The organism is Sphingomonas sp. M1A8_2b, from assembly GCF_053345535.1.
The window spans coordinates 240,182-257,892 of sequence record NZ_JBKFAH010000004.1 but is presented as its reverse complement, the minus strand read 5'-3'; the positions used below and the strand labels follow the sequence as shown (position 1 = coordinate 257,892).

At 66.8% G+C, this 17,711-nt stretch carries 18 protein-coding genes; 6 read left to right on the top strand and 12 right to left on the bottom strand.

Going from position 1 to position 17,711, the window contains the following annotated elements; translation table 11 throughout:
• Positions 1 to 147: 147 nt before the first annotated feature.
• The gene (locus ACLBWL_RS16360) at positions 148 to 1,209 is read right to left on the bottom strand and encodes an SDR family oxidoreductase (protein ID WP_447794823.1); all 1,062 of its coding nucleotides are present in this window, start codon (positions 1,207 to 1,209) and stop codon (positions 148 to 150) included.
• A 95-nt stretch (positions 1,210 to 1,304) separates the two neighbouring features.
• On the opposite strand from ACLBWL_RS16360, the gene ACLBWL_RS16355 reads away from it, so the two are divergent.
• Genes ACLBWL_RS16355 through ACLBWL_RS16345 form a run of 3 tightly spaced genes read left to right on the top strand, consistent with a single transcriptional unit; the run spans position 1,305 to position 2,284 of the window.
• Positions 1,305 to 1,688 (top strand): winged helix-turn-helix transcriptional regulator, encoded by a 384-nt coding sequence (locus tag ACLBWL_RS16355; protein WP_447794821.1) that lies wholly within the window; start codon positions 1,305 to 1,307, stop codon positions 1,686 to 1,688.
• Between the two features lie 49 nt (positions 1,689 to 1,737).
• Entirely contained in the window at positions 1,738 to 1,968 is a 231-nt protein-coding gene (locus ACLBWL_RS16350; RefSeq protein WP_447794819.1) for a hypothetical protein, read from the top strand.
• A gap of 28 nt (positions 1,969 to 1,996) precedes the next feature.
• The gene (locus ACLBWL_RS16345) at positions 1,997 to 2,284 is read left to right on the top strand and encodes a hypothetical protein (RefSeq protein WP_056047554.1); all 288 of its coding nucleotides are present in this window, start codon (positions 1,997 to 1,999) and stop codon (positions 2,282 to 2,284) included.
• A gap of 130 nt (positions 2,285 to 2,414) precedes the next feature.
• On the opposite strand, the gene zwf is transcribed toward ACLBWL_RS16345, so the two are convergent.
• From zwf to ACLBWL_RS16325, 4 genes are all read right to left on the bottom strand, one after another.
• The gene (gene zwf, locus ACLBWL_RS16340) at positions 2,415 to 3,911 is read right to left on the bottom strand and encodes a glucose-6-phosphate dehydrogenase (protein WP_447794817.1); all 1,497 of its coding nucleotides are present in this window, start codon (positions 3,909 to 3,911) and stop codon (positions 2,415 to 2,417) included.
• Positions 3,912 to 4,213: 302 nt separating this feature from the next.
• Positions 4,214 to 4,762 (bottom strand): cytochrome b, encoded by a 549-nt coding sequence (locus ACLBWL_RS16335; protein ID WP_447794816.1) that lies wholly within the window; start codon positions 4,760 to 4,762, stop codon positions 4,214 to 4,216.
• Positions 4,763 to 4,785: 23 nt separating this feature from the next.
• Entirely contained in the window at positions 4,786 to 5,568 is a 783-nt protein-coding gene (locus tag ACLBWL_RS16330; RefSeq protein WP_447794814.1) for a SapC family protein, read from the bottom strand.
• 61 nt (positions 5,569 to 5,629) lie between these two features.
• Entirely contained in the window at positions 5,630 to 7,057 is a 1,428-nt protein-coding gene (locus ACLBWL_RS16325; RefSeq protein WP_447795047.1) for an FAD-binding oxidoreductase, read from the bottom strand.
• 110 nt (positions 7,058 to 7,167) lie between these two features.
• Between ACLBWL_RS16325 and ACLBWL_RS16320 the strand changes: the two genes are divergently transcribed.
• The 3 genes from ACLBWL_RS16320 (at position 7,168) to ACLBWL_RS16310 (ending at position 10,141) form a co-directional block, all read left to right on the top strand.
• The gene (locus ACLBWL_RS16320) at positions 7,168 to 7,632 is read left to right on the top strand and encodes a hypothetical protein (RefSeq protein WP_447794813.1); all 465 of its coding nucleotides are present in this window, start codon (positions 7,168 to 7,170) and stop codon (positions 7,630 to 7,632) included.
• A 314-nt stretch (positions 7,633 to 7,946) separates the two neighbouring features.
• Complete coding sequence (locus ACLBWL_RS16315; protein WP_447794811.1) at positions 7,947 to 9,617, top strand: DEAD/DEAH box helicase; 1,671 nt, start codon at positions 7,947 to 7,949, stop codon at positions 9,615 to 9,617.
• Positions 9,617 to 10,141 carry a thioredoxin family protein gene (locus tag ACLBWL_RS16310; RefSeq protein ID WP_447794810.1) on the top strand — a complete coding sequence of 175 codons (525 nt, stop codon included), beginning with the start codon at positions 9,617 to 9,619 and terminating at the stop codon, positions 10,139 to 10,141. The genes ACLBWL_RS16315 and ACLBWL_RS16310 overlap by 1 nt, the downstream gene beginning before the upstream one ends.
• A 258-nt stretch (positions 10,142 to 10,399) precedes the next feature.
• On the opposite strand, the gene ACLBWL_RS16305 is transcribed toward ACLBWL_RS16310, so the two are convergent.
• The 7 genes from ACLBWL_RS16305 to ACLBWL_RS16275 form a co-directional block, all read right to left on the bottom strand.
• Positions 10,400 to 11,029: a glutathione S-transferase family protein gene (locus ACLBWL_RS16305; RefSeq protein ID WP_447794808.1), complete on the bottom strand. Its 630-nt coding sequence runs from the start codon at positions 11,027 to 11,029 to the stop codon at positions 10,400 to 10,402.
• Between the two features lie 151 nt (positions 11,030 to 11,180).
• Positions 11,181 to 12,050, bottom strand: coding sequence for a dienelactone hydrolase family protein (locus ACLBWL_RS16300; RefSeq protein WP_447794806.1), 870 nt, complete (start codon positions 12,048 to 12,050; stop codon positions 11,181 to 11,183).
• Positions 12,051 to 12,082: 32 nt separating this feature from the next.
• The gene (locus ACLBWL_RS16295; RefSeq protein ID WP_447794804.1) at positions 12,083 to 13,147 is read right to left on the bottom strand and encodes an MBL fold metallo-hydrolase; all 1,065 of its coding nucleotides are present in this window, start codon (positions 13,145 to 13,147) and stop codon (positions 12,083 to 12,085) included.
• 218 nt (positions 13,148 to 13,365) lie between these two features.
• Positions 13,366 to 14,043, bottom strand: a complete 678-nt coding sequence (locus ACLBWL_RS16290) for a DUF1013 domain-containing protein (RefSeq protein ID WP_254688307.1) — start codon at positions 14,041 to 14,043, stop codon at positions 13,366 to 13,368.
• Between the two features lie 110 nt (positions 14,044 to 14,153).
• Positions 14,154 to 15,188 (bottom strand): glycosyltransferase family 4 protein, encoded by a 1,035-nt coding sequence (locus ACLBWL_RS16285; RefSeq protein ID WP_447794801.1) that lies wholly within the window; start codon positions 15,186 to 15,188, stop codon positions 14,154 to 14,156.
• Between the two features lie 166 nt (positions 15,189 to 15,354).
• The gene (locus tag ACLBWL_RS16280) at positions 15,355 to 16,239 is read right to left on the bottom strand and encodes a UDP-2,3-diacylglucosamine diphosphatase (RefSeq protein WP_447794799.1); all 885 of its coding nucleotides are present in this window, start codon (positions 16,237 to 16,239) and stop codon (positions 15,355 to 15,357) included.
• 395 nt (positions 16,240 to 16,634) lie between these two features.
• The gene (locus ACLBWL_RS16275; protein ID WP_447794798.1) at positions 16,635 to 17,615 is read right to left on the bottom strand and encodes an NAD(P)H-quinone oxidoreductase; all 981 of its coding nucleotides are present in this window, start codon (positions 17,613 to 17,615) and stop codon (positions 16,635 to 16,637) included.
• Positions 17,616 to 17,711 lie beyond the last annotated feature (96 nt).

Sequence of the window (17,711 nt, the reverse complement as noted above, 5' to 3'; positions counted from 1 at the left end):
CCCCCGCCAGGGGGAGGTGGCGCGAAGCGACGGAGGGGGGAGGACACGGAACGCCGGTCATCGCTTGCCTCCCCCTCCGTCTGGCAAGGGCCAGACACCTCCCCCTGGCGGGGGAGGATCGCGCAGTTTGCGTTCGCCCCCCAAAGTTTACGGGATCAGCCGGTCGGCGCGCAGGTCCGCGAACAGGTCGAAGAACGCGTCGTCGGTGGGCTGGTATTCCTTGAACCCGAGCCGGCGGCTCTTGCCCATGTCCGTCACCACCTCGATCGGTCGGCCGAGATCGGCGTCGGTGTGCCACGGCGAGGCTAGCCGTGACAGGTCGGCTTCCGCCAAGCCTTCACGCGCGGCGATCTCGCGCCAGATTCCCGCATCGTCCTTCATCTGCTCGTCGAGCGTCAGGATGGTGCCGTCGAACGGGGCTGGCTCGATCCCGAACCATTCGGCGATGCGACCCCACATCCAGCTCCACCGGAAGACGTCGCCGTTGACCACGTTGAACGCCTGGTTGCGCGCCTCGGGCGTGGTCGCCGCCCAGATCAGGTGATCGGCGAGCATCGTCGCGCTGGTCATGTCGGTGAGGCCGTTCCACTGCGCCGCCGACCCGGGGAAGCGGAATGGGCGACCCGTCTCGCGACACAGCGTCGCGTAGACCGCGAGCGTGGTGCCCATATTCATCGCGTTGCCGACCGCCTTGCCGATGATCGTGTGCGGGCGGTGCACGCTCCAGCCGAAGCCGTCGCGCGCGGCAGCCTCGAACACCGCGTCTTCCTGCGCGTAATAGAAATTCTCGACGTCGAGGCGGCCCTGCTCTTCGCGGAACGGGGTCTGCGGGAGGACGCCCTTGCCGTACGCTTCGAACGGCCCGAGGTAATGCTTCAGGCCCGTCACCAGCGCGACATGGCCAACGCTGCCCGCCGGCGACAGCGCGCCAAGCAGGTTGCGGACCATGCCGCCGTTGACGCGGATGTTCTCGGCTTCGCTGTCCTGGCGCGACCAGGTGGCGATGAACACCGCGTCAGGCTTGAGGCCGGTGAGTGCCTTTTCGAGGCTGCCGGGATCCTGAAGGTCCGCCGCGACGGGCTGGACGCCGTCCTGCTCGGTCGGGCGCCGCGCGAGACCGTGGACGGTCCAGCCCGATTTCACCAATGCCGCGGCGGTCGCGCTGCCGACGATCCCGCTCGTCCCTACTACCAATGCCGTCTTGGCCATCTTCAGCTCCTTATCTGCTCGCTACCAGCTAGGCACCGAACGCACGCGCTTCTAGAAGGCACCCTTTGGGGACATAGGCACCGGAAGGTATCCACATGCAGGCGGGAACGGCCGACGAGGAATGGCGCGAGGATTGCGCGCCGCGGCGGACGCTCGAGCTGTTCGCGACCAAGTGGACGAGCATGATCCTGCACACGCTGCACGTACGGCACGACGGCCCGGCGCGGACCGGGGTGCTGCTGCGCTCGATCCCCGGCATCTCGAAGAAGATGCTGACGCAGACGTTGCGCGAGATGGAGGCGGCGGGGCTGGTCGTGCGGACCGTACATGGGACGGTGCCGCCGGCGGTGGATTATGCGCTCACGCCACTAGGCGCGCGGTTCGTCGAGCCGGTCGAGCTTCTGTACGATTGGGGCCGCAGGAATGCCGACGCGCTCGATGCGTTGCAGGCCAAGCCGACGTCGCGGCGGGAGCCGTGAACCCGGTTTGCGATGGCGACAGGCGTGCGATCTTCGCTATGGGGCGCGGATGACCGCATCGGAACTCCAGAGCCTGTTCGTCACCGACCTCGTCCGGCATAACAGCGGCGATCGGCGGCGGTGGCGGCTGATCGTCGGCGACGTGAAGGTCTACAGCCTCGCGACGCACGCGCATTGCAACTGGGCGGTGACCCCGTCGGGCAGCGCGAGCGAGGTGGACGCGGTCGAGCGGCTCGCGGACCGGCTGCGGGCGGATCACCCGATCATAACCGGCGGCTGACCGCCTTTTCTCTACGCAGGAGCATCACATGGCAAAGCAATATTGGGCGCAGATCATCGAACTCGACGAGGAAATGACCGCCGCGACGATTCCCGGCGCAACCGATCACGAGGATGCCGCGGATTCGCTGGTGGCGGATTTCGTCGGCGCGATGGGCGGCGAGATCACGTCGGGCGCCGTCCGCGTCTGGGTGCAGGGCGGGGTCGAGAAGGTCTACGACTGGAAGGCGGACTTCACGATGCCCGACATGGACGAGATGGGCGACGAGGACGAGATGGAGGTCGAAGGCGAGATTGAGCTGACCGAGCGGGTTTGAGTTCGAGCGGCGTAGCTAATTGCTCCACCCCGGCGAAGGCCGGGGCCCAATTGGCAAGGTCGGCATAACGGAGCGCCGTCTTTCGTTAGCGACGTCCCCCAATTGGGCCCCGGCCTTCGCCGGGGTGAAGTCAGGGTACAGTCTGACCGGCCGGCGCCAGTTCGTGCCAGACATGGCCGTCCTGCTCCAGGAGCGCATCCGCCGCGGCCGGCCCCAGCGTCCCCGCCTCGTACATTTCCGGCGCGCCGCCGTTCCCCCACAGGTCGAGGAACGGCTGCACCGCGGCCCAGCCCGCCTCGATCGCATCGGCACGCTGGAACAGCGTCTGGTCACCGACGAACAGGTCGTAGATCAGCGACTCATATCCCGTCAGATGGCCGATATCGAACGCATCGGCGTACCGGAAATCGAGCGCGATCGGCGCGGTCGCCACCTCGAGTCCTGGCCGCTTGATGTTGATGTCCATCGCCAGCCCTTCGTCGGGCTGGATCTGGATGATCAGCCGGTTGGGCGGCAGCATGTCGGCGGGTGCGCCCGGGAACGACGCGAACGGCACCGGCTTGAAGGTGATCGCGATCTCGGTATCCCGACACGTCATCGCCTTGCCGGTGCGCAGGTAGAACGGCACGCCCGCCCAGCGCCACGTGTCGACCATCAGCTTCAGCGCGACATAGGTCTCGGTGTTGCTGTCCGGCGCGACATCGGCGGTGGCGGTGTAGGCCGGAACGTCGTGATCCTGGACCTTGCCGGCGGTGTATTGCCCGCGGATGCCGTTGCGCCCCGCCTGCTCGGGGGAATAGCGCCGCACGGCTTTGAGCACCTTGCCCTTTTCGTTGCGGACCGCCTCCGCGTCGAAGCTCGCGGGCGGCTCCATGGCAACCATCGCGAGCAGCTGGAACAGGTGGTTCGGGACCATGTCGCGCAATGCGCCGGTCCCGTCGTAGAATTTGCCGCGCGTGCCGACATCGACCGCCTCGGCGGCGGTGATCTGGACGTGCGCGATGCAGTCGGCGTTCCACACGCGCTCGATCATCATGTTCGCAAAGCGTGCGGTCATGATGTTCTGGACGGTTTCCTTGCCGAGGAAATGATCGATCCGATAGACCTGCGCCTCGCCGACCTTGGACAGGATGCGTGCGTTGAGCGCCTGTGCGGAGGCGAGGTCGTGGCCGAACGGCTTCTCGATCGCGATCCGACGGAATGCGTCGGGGGTTTCCTCCATCAGCCCGTGGTCGGCGAGTTTGTCGACGATATCGCCGAAGAACTTGGCGGGGACCGCGAAGTAGAAAGCGAGGTTGCCGCTGACACGCGCCTTCAGCGCTTCGTAGACGCCGTCCTGCGTAAAATCGCCCTGGAGATAGCCGACGCGGTCCTTGAGCCGCGCCCAGGCATCACCCTTCTCACCCGCGCCCTCACCGCCCTTGGCATCGAAGCTGCCGAGCGCATCGCGGAGCGTCTGGTCGTTGCCCTCGTCGATGCCGACGCCGAGCACGTGAAAATCGTCGCCGACCAGCCCGAGCCGGGTCATGTTGATGAGCGCGGGCATCAGCAACCGCCGGGTCAGGTCCCCCATCGCGCCGAAGATGACGAGGGTCGTGGGCGGCGCGGGCTTGACGGGGGTGCTCACGAAGACGCCTCGGACATGGAAGACCCTTTCTGTAGTGGCCCCCTGAAACAGCGGGACGCACACCGATGTTCCGCGCCGCATAGCCGCGTGCCGATCGGGCGGCGACCAAAAAAAACCACCCCGTGCTAGTAGCACGGAGTGGCCTAGGTTCAGGGAGGAGGGACGCTAGAAGCGTCCCGTACGGCGCCGCGAAAGGGGGGGGACACGATGCCGTACCAAAGCTAAATGGGTGAGCGCCGATTTGGTTCAACCCTTGTTGCACCGCATCGCAAATAATTTTGCTTTAGCGGCCGGACCCGCGCTCAGCGGCGCCCGAAAACCGGTGCCATCCGCGCCAGCACCGTGTCGCGCAGCAGCAGGTGATGACGCAACGCCGCGCCGATATGCAGCACGACCAAGGCTAGCATCAGCCAGCCGAGCAGGCCGTGCGCATTGTGACCGAAGCTCGCCACCGCGCCCGATACCGGCAGTTGCGGGATGTCGAACAGGCCGAACCACGCGATCGGGTGGGGCTTGGCGGGATTGGACACCATCATCCAGCCGGTCAGTGGCATCGCGATCATCAGCAGGTACAGCGCCGCGTGCGTGGTATGCGCGAGGCCCCGCTCCCACGCCGGGGTCCGCGCCGGCAGCGGCGGCGGGCGGTGCGCTAGCCGCCATGCGACGCGCGCCGCGGTCAGCGCCAAGATGGTGATGCCGAGCGCCTGATGCGCGCCCATCCAGGCCCGCAGCGCCGGCACCGACTCATGCAGCAGGCCGACCGCGAGATTGAGGATGACCAGCAGCGCGATCGTCCAGTGAAACCAGATCGCTACCGTGGAATAGCGATCCGAACGATACTGCGCTGCCATGGGCCGTCCTCGTGGTTAAAGCCTCAGACGTTGAACTGCGGTGCGGCCATCTGCGGCTGCGGGGTCTGGCCGAGCTGCGCCTGGCGCGCGAAGATATCGCGCATCAGCGACAGCGAGAACAGGTGCGCGTAGAGCAACGGCAGCATGCCCGACTTGCTCATCTTGCGCAGCGCATCGCCGCGCATGTCGATCAGCTTCTCTTCGTTGATCATCTGGAAACCGCGATAGACGAACGGCTGCTCGGCGCCTTCGGGCTGGATCGTGACTTCGCCGTCCATCAGCAGCTCCAGCTCGCGCAGTTCGTTCATGAAGTTCTGCGTGCGCGCGCCGGCCTGTTCGAACGACTCGTTGAAGCCGAGGATGTTCTTGGTCAGCTCGGTCGGCTGGCCGTTCTCGAACAGCGCATCGCCGTCCTCGAACTCGCCCAGCGCCTGCGAGGTCGGATCGAAGCAGAGCGACAGCTCCTGCGCGTCGGGGTGGAGCCGCGCGAGCATGTACGGGTAGCGGCGGACATAGGCGGGGACATAGAAGGTATTCTCGGTCAGCTTGCCGTCGTCGCCGACGAACACGTTGACGCCCTCGTTCAGGCCCATCAGCGCGAGCGGGATGGCATCGTCACCGACCGAGAAGACGATCGGCATGTGACGCTGGACCAGCGGGAACTCGTCGACGGTGATCGGGATGGCGTGCTGGCCGACCAGGAACGGCGCGCTGTCCTGCGGGCGGACCTTGTAGTTGGCGTGCGTATCGCTCGAGAGCGGCTCGAGGCCATTGTAGAAAAGCGGAAGCTGGGCGGTGCTGGCCATGTTACTCTCCGGATCGGTCATTCGAATGCCGATGGCTGCTGCCACCGATTGGGGCGAGGCTCTATGGTGCGGCGGGCGGGCGTGCAAGTGTGACGAGCTTGCCGGGGTTGAGGATGCCGAGCGGATCGAACGCGGATTTGATCGCGCGCAGGGCCGTCATCCGCGCCGGCGACGAGAGGCGTTCGAGTTCGCCCAGCTTCATCTGGCCGATGCCGTGCTCCGCCGAGATCGAGCCGCCCGCCGCGACGACGAGGTCGCCGACGAAGCGGGTCACGACCGGCGCGTCCTCCGCATACCAGCGCGCGGGGTCGGTGCCGGGCGCGGCGCGGACGTGGAAATGGACGTTGCCGTCGCCGAGATGGCCGAAACCGCTCGCGTGCGTGCCGGGGAAGCGCGCGTCGCATGCCGCCGCCGCCTCGATCATGAAGCGCGGCATCGTCTCGACCGGGATCGAGATATCGTGCTGCGTCGCGGGGCCGAGCGCGCGTTCTGCGGCGGACAGCGAATCGCGGAGCAGCCAGAACGCGTCGGACTGCGCCTCGCTGGCGGCGATCGTCGCATCGTCGATCGCGCCGGCTTCGAGTGCGGCACCAAGCAGGCGTTCGAGCAGGGCCGAGGGAGATTCGCCGTCGGTGGTGGCGGCGGTCGCCTCGATCAGCAGATGCCAGGGATGACGCCCGCTGAGCGGCGCGCGCGCGTCGGGAAGATAGGCGATCGCGGCGTCGAGCGACTTAGCGGGGAGAATCTCGAAGCTCTCGATCGCCTCGGTCTTCGCCTGCATCGTCCGGAGCAGTTTCAGCGCCGCCTGCGGAGACGCGATACCGACCCAGGCGGTGGCCCGCGCCGCGATCGCCGGGGCGAGGCGGAGCGTCGCGGCGGTGACGATCGCGAGCGTCCCTTCCGCGCCGATGAAGAGTTGATCGAGATCGTAGCCGCGATTGTCCTTCTTCAGCGCGGACAGGCCGTCATGGATGCTGCCGTCCGCCAGCACCGCCTCGACCCCGGCGACGAGCCCGCGCATCGTCCCCCAGCGCAGCACCTGCGTACCGCCCGCGTTGGTCGAGACGAGCCCGCCGATCGTCGCCGTCCCGCGCGCGCCGAGCGTCAGCGGGAAGCGCCAGCGCTGCCCATTGGCGGCGGTGTCCAGGTCGGCGAGGATCACGCCTGCTTCGGCGATCGCGAGGCCCGCGTCGGAGTCGACGCTGCGGATGCGATTCATGCGGCGGAGCGACAGGATCAGCGCGCTGCCATCCGCCGGGGCCGTCGCGCCGCCGACCATCGAGGTGTTGCCGCCCTGCGCGACCAGCGGCACGCGGTGCTCGGCGGCCGCCGCGACGATCAGCGCCACTTGCGCCGTCGAGGTCGGTGACAGCATCGCGGGCGCGACGCCGTGAAAGCGGCCACGCCAGTCATGCAGCCAGGGATCGATATCGGCGGGGTCGGTGACGATCGCCTTCGCGTCGAGCCGCGGCCCGAGCGCGGCGAGCATCGCGGCTTGCGAAGGGGTCAGGGTTGCTGTCGGAATGTTGCTCACGCACCGGGCGCTAGACAAAATTCATCGCGCGTTCAACGATAAGCCCTAACGGTTACGTCAGCATCATGATCCATCCCGCGATTCCCACCATTTTGCTTGCGCTCGCAGGCCCCGCCGCCGCGGCCGCCGCGCTGCGGAATCCGCCGGTGCGTCCGGTGCAGGCGCGCGTCCAGATCACGCAGATCTCGATCCACGAACGCGTGATCATTCGCGTGCCGCGGATGAGCCGGATGCCGACGGTCGACCGATTTACCGAATGGAAGGAGCACAAGGGCCCCAAGTGTATCGCGGTCGCCGAGATCGCCGGGGCGATGCTGAACAAGGACGGCGCCGTCGATCTGCTGATGGCCGACCAGACTCGACTGCGCGCGCGTCTCGACGGCGATTGCCAGCCGCTCGATTATTATTCGGGGTTCTATCTGCGGCCCGGGCCGGACGGGATGGTCTGCAAGGAACGCGATGCGATCCGGATGCGGTCGGGGGCGCGGTGCGAGATCGATGGGTTCAAGAGTTTGCGGCCGAAGAAGTAGCGGGGCGTGGTCTTTGGCGGACCTGCCCTGCCCAGCCGCTGTTCCGTTCACGTATCATCCGCTCCCCCGTCATCCTAACGAACTTCAGGATCCAGGGTGACCAAGGGCGACGCTCGTGGCTCTGGATTCTGACGTTCGTCAGGATGACAGGCGGGCGTCAGGATGATCACGCATCACCATTTAGCCCGAATACGCCCTCTCCAGCTCCTCCGCTTACTCGATCCACCGCGTTTCCTTGACATTTGTCGACAAATCGGCGAGCCGGAAAGAGCTTGAGGGCAGTGCATTTCACCCTCCATTTACCGGACATTTGCATGAGTTTTGCCGATCTCGGCCTCTCCGACGAACTGCTGAAGGCAGTCACCGACTCCGGCTATACCGAGCCGACCCCGATCCAGGCCGGCGCGATCCCGTCCGTGCTGATGATGCGCGACATCATCGGCATCGCCCAGACGGGCACCGGCAAGACCGCGTCGTTCGTGCTGCCGATGATCGACATTCTCGCGCATGGCCGCAGCCGCGCGCGGATGCCGCGCTCGCTGATCCTCGAACCGACGCGCGAACTCGCCGCGCAGGTGGCGGAGAATTTCGAGAAATACGGCGTCAATTCGAATCTCTCGATGGCGCTGCTGATCGGTGGCGTGTCGATGGGCGACCAGCTCGCCGCACTGGAGAAGGGCGTCGACGTCCTGATCGCGACGCCGGGCCGGCTGATGGACCTGTTCGGGCGCGGCAAGATCATGCTCAACGGCTGTTCGATGCTGGTGATCGACGAGGCGGACCGGATGCTCGACATGGGCTTCATCCCCGACATCGAGGAAATCTGCACGAAGCTGCCGAAACAGCGCCAGACCTTGCTGTTCTCCGCGACGATGCCGCCGCCGATCAAGAAGCTGGCGGACAAGTTCCTGACCAATCCCAAGACGATCGAGGTGTCGCGTCCGGCGTCGACCAATCTCAACATCAAGCAGTATCTGGTGCCGGTGCCGAGCCAGACCGCCAAGCGCGACACGCTGCGCCGCATCCTCGCGCAGGACGAGGTGACCAACGCGATCATCTTCTGCAACCGCAAGACGACGGTGCGCGACCTGAACAAGGTGCTGAAGCAGGCGGGCTACAAGTCGGGCGAGATCCACGGCGACATGGAACAGCCGCAGCGACTGGCCGAGTTGGAGCTGTTCAAGACGGGCGCGGTGACGATCCTGGTCGCATCGGACGTCGCGGCGCGCGGGCTCGACATCAAGGGCGTGTCGACGGTGTTCAACTATGACGCGCCGTGGCATCCGGACGACTATGTCCACCGGATCGGGCGGACGGGTCGCGCGGGGGCTACGGGGACGGCGTATACGTTCGTGGCTCCGGACGATTCCGAGAATATCGTCAATATCGAGAAGCTGACGGGTCAGACGATCGAGCGGTTGAACGTAACCGAGCCGAAGGCCGCCGCACCCGTGGCTGAAGACGAGGGCGCTGCACCGCGCGGTCGGCGACCGCGTCGTGGGGCTCGGTCCGAGACGTTTACGCCGGTGCCGGTTGCGGAAGCCGTTGCCGAGGAATCGGATCGGCCGCGCACGCGGCGAGTGCCGCGGGCGGATACGGTCGCACCGGCAATCGTCGCCGAAGTGCTGGCTGCGGCCGAGCCGGTTGCGGTTGCCAAGCGTCCGCGCTGGGAGCGTACGCCGATCGACGAGCCGGTGCCTGCCGTGGTGCCTGCGGCAATGCTACGCGCCGACGCGCCGGTCGCGGTCGAGCCTGCGTATCGGGAGCCGGCGCGTGCCGAGCCGGTTCGGTCGGAACCGGTTCGTTCGGAGACGGCGCGGGTCGCGCAGGCCCGGCCACCTGCACAGGCCAAGCCTCAGCCGGATCGCGCGCCTGCTCGTGCGGACGCCCCGGGTCGCCGCCAGTCGGTGGACGATGCGCCGGCGGATGGCTGGAACGGGCCATTCCCAAGCTTCCTCAATGCCGTAATCGGAGGGTATGACTGATGACGATATGCCGCCTCGCCGCCCTTGCCCTTCTCGCCACGGCGGTCGCCGCCCCCGCGGCACCGCGCGCGAAAGTCGCGGCGCCGCATGTGAACACGGCCAGCTTCGACAAGCTGCCACAGCCCCTGCCGCTGCCGTATGACGAGGCGGCGAATGCCAATGCGCAGGTCGCCGCGGCGCGGGCACGCGCGCTGAAGACGCACAAGCGGTTGCTGATCGACCTCGGCGGCAACTGGTGCCTCGACTGCCGGTTGCTCGCGGGCACGATCGACCTGCCCGAGATGAAGCGCTTCGTCGACAGCAAGTTCGTGGTCGTCACGGTCGATATCGGCCGGTTCGACAAAAACGGGCAGATCGCGGCGGGCTATGGGATCAAGGGACGGCTCAAGGGCGTGCCTGCGGTGCTGGTGGTCGACCCGCGGACGAACAAGCTGTTGAATGCCGGGCATGAGACCGAGCTGGCGGATGCGCGGTCGATGGGTCCGCAAACGCTGGCTGATTGGTTGGCGAAGTGGGCAGCTTGATCATTTCTGGTTGAGGAATGCAGGCGGGATAGCGTTGATTGGCCTCGCGCAAGGGGCCTCGTTTCCCGGCGAAGGCCGGGGTCCAGTTGAGCGGACGGTCGCGAGAATCTGGAAGGCCTATCCAACTGGGCCCCGGCCTTCGCCGGGGAACTCTGGAGGGCTGTCCATTTGCCCTCCGTTCTCCCGCGAACGCGGGAGCCCAGGGCCCAGCAGCGATATCGATTGGAATCCTGGGCCCCCGCTTTCGCGAGCGAACGGTCAGGGCGCTTCGCTCCCGACATCTACCGGGATCAGCGCATCGTCCAGTGCGCCGGCTCGCACATAGGCCGGGCGTGCCTTCAACCGATCGGCATAGTCGGCGAACGCTGGACGGTCGGGGAGCGAGCCGAATTGCAGGCCCCAGATGACCTGCGATCCAACATAGACGTCGGCGGCGGTGAAGCGGTTTCCGGCGATGTGGTCATGCGCGGCTACCGCGCTTTCCAACACGTCGACGGCGGTATCGTAGCTACCATAACCGACCATCCGCTGCTGGCTGTCGGTGGGCACTACGCCTAGCGAGCGATTTGTGATCGCAGCTTCGAGGGGTCCCGCGGCGTAGAACAGCCAGCGGTAATAGGCGGCGCGTTCGTCGGGGCGCGGTGCGAGATCGGCGTCGGGGAACGCCTCGGCCAGATACGCGCAGATCGCGGCGCATTCGGTGACGGTCTGGCCGTTGTGGACGATCGTCGGGACCTTGCCCATCGGGTTGATCGACAGGAACGGCTCGGCCTTCATCGTCGAGGCGTAGTCGAGCACGACCGTTTCGTACTCGGCGCCGACCTCTTCGAGAATCCACCGCGCGATCCGGCCGCGGGACATCGGGTTGGTGTAGAGCGTTAGCATCATGCGACTCTCCTGAGAACGGATCGTGAACGACGGTCACATGGAGAGTACTGAAGGTCAAGTGGACGGGTATTAGAAGTAAGCTTGTTCTCCCGCGAAGGCGGGAGAACAAGGACGTGAAGTGAGGAACTCGGTTACGGGCCCTCGCCCCCGGTTACACCAGTGCCTTGTCGAACAGGGCGAGCATGCGAGCCCAGGCCTTGTCGGCCTGCACAGGGTTGTAGACCTTCGAGTCGGGCGGGCACCAGCCGTGCATGGTGCCAGCGTAGACCTCGATCTCGGCGGGCAGTTTGGCCGCGGCGAAGGCAGTGCGGAGCGTGTCCTTTTCGGTCGGGGCGCGCGCGTCGTCGTTGGCGGCGATCGCGATCAGGTACTGCGCCTTGGTCTGCGGGATCAGGAGATGCGGGCTGTCGGGGGTGTCGGTGACGAAGCCGCCGCCGTGGAAGGTCGCGCCCGCGCGGATCCGGCTCGGCACGGCCGCGGCGGTGCGCAGGACCATCGGGCCGCCCATGCAATAGCCGGTGCTGGCCATGCCGCGCTTGCGGTCGGTCTGCGGCTGCGCATCGATGAACGCGGCGAACGCCTTCGCGTCACGGACCGTGCCTTCGGACGTGAGCGCTTCGCGGAACGGGGCGATGCGGCTTTTTACTGCAGGTTGGTCGTAGGATTCGCCGGGCTTCAGGAACGGTGCCTTGGTCGAGCGATAGAACTGGTTGACGACCAGCACCGCATAGCCGGACTGCGCGAGGCGGTCGGCCATCTGGCGGAAGGCGGGACGCAGGCCCATGATGTCGGGCCAGATCAGCACGCCGGGGTGCTTGCCGGTCGCGGGCGCGACGAAATACGCGTCGGCCTTGCCGTCGGGGGTGGTGATCGAAACGTCGCGACCCTTGACCGTCGCGGCGTTCGCAGGCGCCGGGAGCATCATCGCGAGACCCGCGGCGCCCGTCATCATCCCGAACTGACGGCGCGAGACGCCGGCCAGATACTTTTCGTTATCCTCTGCGGTATGGTCGTCGCACATCGGGCTCTCCTCTGGGTTAAGCCCTTGATAAACTAGCTTGCGCGCCACCACCACACGCCATCGACGGTTTCGCCGATCGCGCGGCCCTCGACTTCGAGGCGGCGGAGGTGCGCGAGTGCTTCGCCGGTCGCCATGCCGAGCACATCGGGGCCGATCGCACGGCGGAACAGCCGGCCGAAACAGTCGACCGCGCGGCGCGGCTCGGCGAGAGAGACGGCGAGTTCGTCGAGTCGCTCGCGATGTTCGCGGTCCATCGCGTCGAGGCGGGTGTGGAGGCCGGTGAACGGGTCGCCGTGGCCGGGGAGGACGAGCAGGTCCGACGGCAGCGTCTTGAGCTTGGCGATCGAGGCGAACCATTCGCCCAGCGGGTCGGCGCTCGGTTCGGTGACGCCGAGCGAGACGTTGGGGCTGATGCGCGGGAGGACCTGGTCGCCGGCTATGAGGATGCCGCCGGCTTCGTCGAGCAGGCAGGCGTGTTCGGGGCTGTGGCCGGAGCCGGTGACGATCCGCCAGTCGCGCGCACCGATCGTGAGTGTATCGCCGTCCTGGAGGCGGGCGTAGCTGAGCGGGAGCGGGGTGATGATTTTCCGGAAGCCGGCCCAGCCCTTGGCGGTGGCGTGGTCGATCTGCGCGTCATCCCAACCTGCGCCGCGCCAGAAGGCCAGCATTTCGGTCGGGACGGACTCGCGAGCGTCGGCGGCGAGCATGCGCGCGGTCAGCCATTCGCCCCGGGTCATGATGAGGGGCGCGGCGTGGTGGTCGCACATCCAGCCGGCGAGACCGATGTGATCGGGGTGGAAGTGCGTGCCGATCATCCGGGTTATGCGGACGCCGGACTTGGGCCCCTTGAAGACCGCTTTCCAGGCTTCGCGCGCTTCCGTCGTGTTCATGCCGGTGTCGATCAACGCGTCGCCGTCGGTGTCGGCTAGGAGCCAGCAGTTTACGTGCCGTAAGGGGCCGGGGATGTGAAGGCGGACCCAGTCTATGCCGGGGCCGACCTGCATCGTGCCGCCTACTTCAGGTTCTGCGCCACCAAACGGGTAGGTCAGCCCCTTGTGGCTGGTCGGCGCGAAATTGGTATCGGGTGCGGTTGCCATCCGTTGCGGTTAGCAACTGGATGTGGCGGGAGATAGTGCGGGCGGGCGTTGGGCCCTCCCCGTCATCCTGACGAACGTCAGGATGACGGGGAGGGGTGCGCTTCTCTATCTCCGCAGCGTACGGGGCTTACCTCGCTCACTCGCCGTATCGAACAAGGTAAGCGCGTGCTCACCACCTTCCCCCCCCCCCCCCGCTTGCGGGAGGGGGGAAGTTTAGGTCAGCGCTTGAAGGGGTCGTCGAAGAGCGGCTTGACGGGGAGGACGCCGCCGTCTGCCACGAACTGTGCATCCGCTGCCGCCTGGGTGCGCTCGGCGCGGAGCTGCTGGAGGAGCACTTCGCGGTCGCCTTCGAGGCGGGTGTCGGTCGGGGCTTCCATGCCGGCGGCCTTGGCCGCCTTCGCCACCGCTGCGTCGAGTTCGCGCTGCGAGGTCAGGCCGAGCGTGACCGGGTCCTTCGGCGTGATGTTGGCGATGTTCCAGTGGCTGCGGTCGCGGATCGCGGCGATCGTCGTGCGGGTCGTGCCGATCAGCAGCGAGATCGCGCCGTCGGTGATCTCCGGGTGGTTGCGGATGATCCACGCAATGCCGTCGGGCTTGTCCTGGCGCTTCGAGACCGGCGTGTAACGCGGCCCCTTAGTGCGGCGGACCTGCTCGGGGCCCTTGATCATCTTGAGCTGGTAATCGGGATCGGCGGCACCCTTGTCGATCTCCTCCTGAGTCACCTCATGCGCGCGGACCGGATCGCGGCCGGTGAGCTTGGTCGAGGTCGTGTCGTCGGCGATCGCCTGGATCTCGAGGATGTGCAGGCCACAGAAGTCCGCGATCTGCTCGAAGCTGAGCGCGGTATTGTCGACCATCCAGGCGGCGGTCGCATGGGGCATGAGCGGCTGGGCCACGGCGAGAACTCCGTAAAAATAGAAAGGGCCGCCCCTTTCGGAGCGGCCTGACATGGAACGGACTTAGTGTGCGGCGGGCTATCAAGCAAGCACGCAAGCATGAGGCGGTATCAGGCCGCCATGAGCGGACGGTCCAGCGGGCGATCGAGCGGCACCAGCGCGTGCAGGAACTGCCGCGCGCTGGCCGGCCAGCTGTAGCGCGCGGCATAGGCGCCGCAGGTGACGCGGTCGCGGGTTAGCGCAGTGGCGATCGCGACGTCGAGGTCGTCGTGCATCGCGCCGACACGGGTGTCGAGGACGTCGATCGGGCCTGTGACGGGATAGGCGGCGACGGGCGTGCCGCACGCCAGGGCCTCTATCATGACGAGACCGAACGTGTCGGTGCGGCTCGGGAAAACGAGGACGTCGGCGGTGCGATAGGCGGCGGCGAGGTCGAGGCCCGAGCGTTGGCCGAGGAACACCGCGTCCGGAAACCGGCGCGCGAGCGAGGCACGCGCGGGGCCGTCGCCGACCACGACCTTGGTGCCGGGATGCGCGGAGGACAGGAACGCCTCGATATTCTTCTCGACCGCGACGCGGCCGACATAGAGCTGGATCGGGCCGGGCAGCGCCGCCATCTCGGGATCACGCGCGCCGTCGAGGCCGAACTGCGCGAAGTCGACGCCCCTGCCCCATTCGCGCACCTGATGCAGGCCTTGGGCGGCCAAGGTGGCGGCGACCGAGGGCGTGGAAACGAGGATCGACTGCGCGGGGCGGTGGAACCAGCGGATGTAACGCCAGATCCAGTCGGGGTTCGCGCCGGTGCGCGCGGCGATATAGTCCGGGAATTGGGTGTGATAGGCGCTGGTGAACGGGAGCGCGCGGGCCAGACACCACGAGCGCGCGGCGAGGCAGACCGGGCCCTCGGTAGCGAGGTGGATGGCGTCCGGGCCGAAGCTTGCCAGCATGCGGCCGACCGCGCCGGAGCGGGCGAAGGCGAGGCGGATCTCCGGGTAGGTCGGGCACGGCATCGAGGCGAAACGCTCGGGCGAGACGACCATGACCTGGTGGCCGATCGATTCGAGTTCGCGCTGGACCGCCTGGAGGGTGCGGACGACGCCGTTGACCTGCGGGCTCCAGGCGTCGGTCACGATCGCGATACGCATCGGCTTATCCTTTTCTCAAGCCCTCTCCCCATCGGGGAGAGGGAGGGGCCCGCTTGGCGCAGCCAAGTGGGAGGGGGAGGGCACGCTGTTCGCTGGCGTGGTGGACTTGCCCTCACCCTCGCCGCTTCGCGTCTTTCCCCTCTCCCCGACGGGGAGAGGGTTTAGGTTAGGCGGCCAACGCTACGACCTTGCCCTTCTCACGGGCGGCGATTTCGTCGCCCCAATGGAGCAACTCCATGCGGCCGTCGAAATGCTCGACCAGCGCGGTGCAGCCTTCGACCCAGTCGCCGTCGTTGTAGTAAGCGATGCCGGCGATCTCGCGCATTTCGGCGGTGTGGATGTGGCCGCAGACGACGCCGTCGACGCCGCGGGCATCGGCGGCATGCGCGACGACCTCCTCGAAGTGCGAGATGAAGGCGACCGCGTTCTTCACCTTGGCCTTGGCGTGCTTCGACAGCGACCAATAGGGCATGCCCATGCGGCGGCGGGCGCCGTTGACCCAGCGGTTGAGGCCCATCAGCATCGTGTAGGCGGCGTCGCCGATGTGCGCGACCCAGCGGTGCGCGAGCGTGATCGCATCGAACTCGTCACCGTGGAGCACCAGCAGGCGACGGCCGTCGGCGGTCTCGTGGATCGCCTTCCGACGGATCGAGATACCGCCGAAATCGAGTCCCGAATATTGCCGGAACACTTCGTCGTGATTGCCGGGAATATAGACGACGCGGGTGCCGCGCTTGGCGCGCTTGAGCAGGCGCCAGAGGACGTCGTTGTGCGCGGCGGGCCAGTAGAACTTCTTCTTGAGCCGCCAGCCGTCGATCATGTCGCCGACGAGGTACATCGTCTCGCTGTCGACGTGATCGAGGAAATCGTTGAGCATGCCTGCGTTGCAGCCGCGCGTGCCGAGATGGACGTCGGAAATCCAGATCGTGCGATATTGGCGCCGCTCGACGATCGGTTCGGGGGCTGCCGGCCACGAATGGATGAAGTCGGCGATATCGGTGATGTCGGCGCCCAAGACGCTAGATGGCGGAAACGTCGTAATGGCGTTCATGAGCCTGTCCCCCGGCAAGGTATCCCTTGTCGCGAGTATTAGCCGAGTATTGTTACAGGGTGGTCGCAGTCCGGTGACTGTTAGAAGTCATCGCCGAGTATAGCGTCTTTCCCCCGATGGCGGGGCTCCAGACTGGGCTCCCGTCTTCGCGGGAGAACAATTTTTGCTGGGTCGGCGCTTTCCTCCCCCCCCCCCCCGGCGAAGGCCGGGGCCCAATTGGAAAGGTCGCAGTAACGGAGGACGACGAATCGTTACTCAACGTTCCCAATTGGGCCCCGGCCTTCGCCGGGGTGGTGGTGAGCTTGGGGTGACCGTTGTCCGTCAAACGAGGGACCCCAGCTTTCGCTGGGGTGACGGGAAAGGGGCGAGGTGGCGGAATTTGGGGCCCCTTCCCCTCACCCCATCGTCAGGACGATCTTGCCGACATGATCGCCGGCTTCCATTAGCGCGTGTGCGGCGGGGGCGTCGGCGAAGGCGAAGGTGCGGTCGATGACCGGTTTCAGCTTGCCTGCCTCGACGTGTGGCCACACCGTCCGAGCCAGTTCGTCGGCGACCAGCGACTTGAACGCGGTGTCGCGGGGGCGGAGGGTGGAGCCGGTCAGCGTCAGGCGACGGCGCATGATCTCGAACAGCGGGACGGTCGCCATCATGCCACCCTGGACCGCGATCGAGACATGGCGGCCGTCCTCTGCAAGGCATTGCAGGTTGCGCGAGACATAGTCGCCACCGACCATGTCGAGCACCGCGGCGACGCCCTTGCCGCCGGTGATCTGCTTCACGCGCTCGACGAAATCCTCCGACTTGTAGTCGATCGCGTGCGTCGCGCCGAGGCTGAGCGCCGCCTCGCACTTCGCCTTCGAGCCGGCGGTGACGATGATGTCGATCCCGAACACGTTGCACAGGCCGATCGCCATCGTGCCGATGCCGCTGGTGCCGCCGTGGACGAGGACGGTGTCGCCCTCCATCGCGTAGGCGCGCTCGAACAGGTTGGTCCAGACGGTGAAGAGCGTCTCGGGCATCGCTGCCGCCTCGACCATCGTCAGCGCTTCGGGGACGGGGAGGCACTGGCCGAACGGCGCGACCGCATATTGCGCATAGGCGCCGCCGGAGATCAGCGCGCAGACCCGCTGGCCGATCTGTTCGTCACCGATCCCGTCGCCGACCGCGACGATCGTGCCGGCAATTTCCATCCCGAGGATCGAAGGTGCGCCGGGCGGGGGGGGATATTTGCCCTGGCGCTGCATGACTTCGGGGCGGTTGACCCCGGCCGCGGCGACCTTGACGAGCACTTCGCCCGGCCCTGGCTGCGGCACGGGACGATCGACGAGCACCAGCACTTCGGGACCGCCCGGCTGCTCCGGGTCGATCGCCTTCATGACGTCAGGTACACTTAAGTTATTGGATTGGTTTTCGGGTATCGCGGTCATCTGCTCGTCACGTCCCTTTTGAACTTCGCGCCTTATTGACATCAC

Excerpts from the sequence above, each read along its gene's own strand:
- ACLBWL_RS16360 (WP_447794823.1), bottom strand. The coding sequence starts at position 1,209 with ATGGCCAAGACGGCATTGGTAGTAGGGACGAGCGGGATCGTCGGCAGC.
- ACLBWL_RS16355 (WP_447794821.1), top strand. The coding sequence starts at position 1,305 with ATGCAGGCGGGAACGGCCGACGAGGAATGGCGCGAGGATTGCGCGCCG.
- ACLBWL_RS16350 (WP_447794819.1), top strand. The coding sequence starts at position 1,738 with ATGACCGCATCGGAACTCCAGAGCCTGTTCGTCACCGACCTCGTCCGG.
- ACLBWL_RS16345 (WP_056047554.1), top strand. The coding sequence starts at position 1,997 with ATGGCAAAGCAATATTGGGCGCAGATCATCGAACTCGACGAGGAAATG.
- ACLBWL_RS16335 (WP_447794816.1), bottom strand. The coding sequence starts at position 4,762 with ATGGCAGCGCAGTATCGTTCGGATCGCTATTCCACGGTAGCGATCTGG.
- ACLBWL_RS16330 (WP_447794814.1), bottom strand. The coding sequence starts at position 5,568 with ATGGCCAGCACCGCCCAGCTTCCGCTTTTCTACAATGGCCTCGAGCCG.
- ACLBWL_RS16325 (WP_447795047.1), bottom strand. The coding sequence starts at position 7,057 with ATGCTCGCCGCGCTCGGGCCGCGGCTCGACGCGAAGGCGATCGTCACC.
- ACLBWL_RS16320 (WP_447794813.1), top strand. The coding sequence starts at position 7,168 with ATGATCCATCCCGCGATTCCCACCATTTTGCTTGCGCTCGCAGGCCCC.
- ACLBWL_RS16315 (WP_447794811.1), top strand. The coding sequence starts at position 7,947 with ATGAGTTTTGCCGATCTCGGCCTCTCCGACGAACTGCTGAAGGCAGTC.
- ACLBWL_RS16310 (WP_447794810.1), top strand. The coding sequence starts at position 9,617 with ATGACGATATGCCGCCTCGCCGCCCTTGCCCTTCTCGCCACGGCGGTC.
- ACLBWL_RS16305 (WP_447794808.1), bottom strand. The coding sequence starts at position 11,029 with ATGATGCTAACGCTCTACACCAACCCGATGTCCCGCGGCCGGATCGCG.
- ACLBWL_RS16300 (WP_447794806.1), bottom strand. The coding sequence starts at position 12,050 with ATGTGCGACGACCATACCGCAGAGGATAACGAAAAGTATCTGGCCGGC.
- ACLBWL_RS16295 (WP_447794804.1), bottom strand. The coding sequence starts at position 13,147 with ATGGCAACCGCACCCGATACCAATTTCGCGCCGACCAGCCACAAGGGG.
- ACLBWL_RS16285 (WP_447794801.1), bottom strand. The coding sequence starts at position 15,188 with ATGCGTATCGCGATCGTGACCGACGCCTGGAGCCCGCAGGTCAACGGC.
- ACLBWL_RS16280 (WP_447794799.1), bottom strand. The coding sequence starts at position 16,239 with ATGAACGCCATTACGACGTTTCCGCCATCTAGCGTCTTGGGCGCCGAC.
- ACLBWL_RS16275 (WP_447794798.1), bottom strand. The coding sequence starts at position 17,615 with ATGAAGGCGATCGACCCGGAGCAGCCGGGCGGTCCCGAAGTGCTGGTG.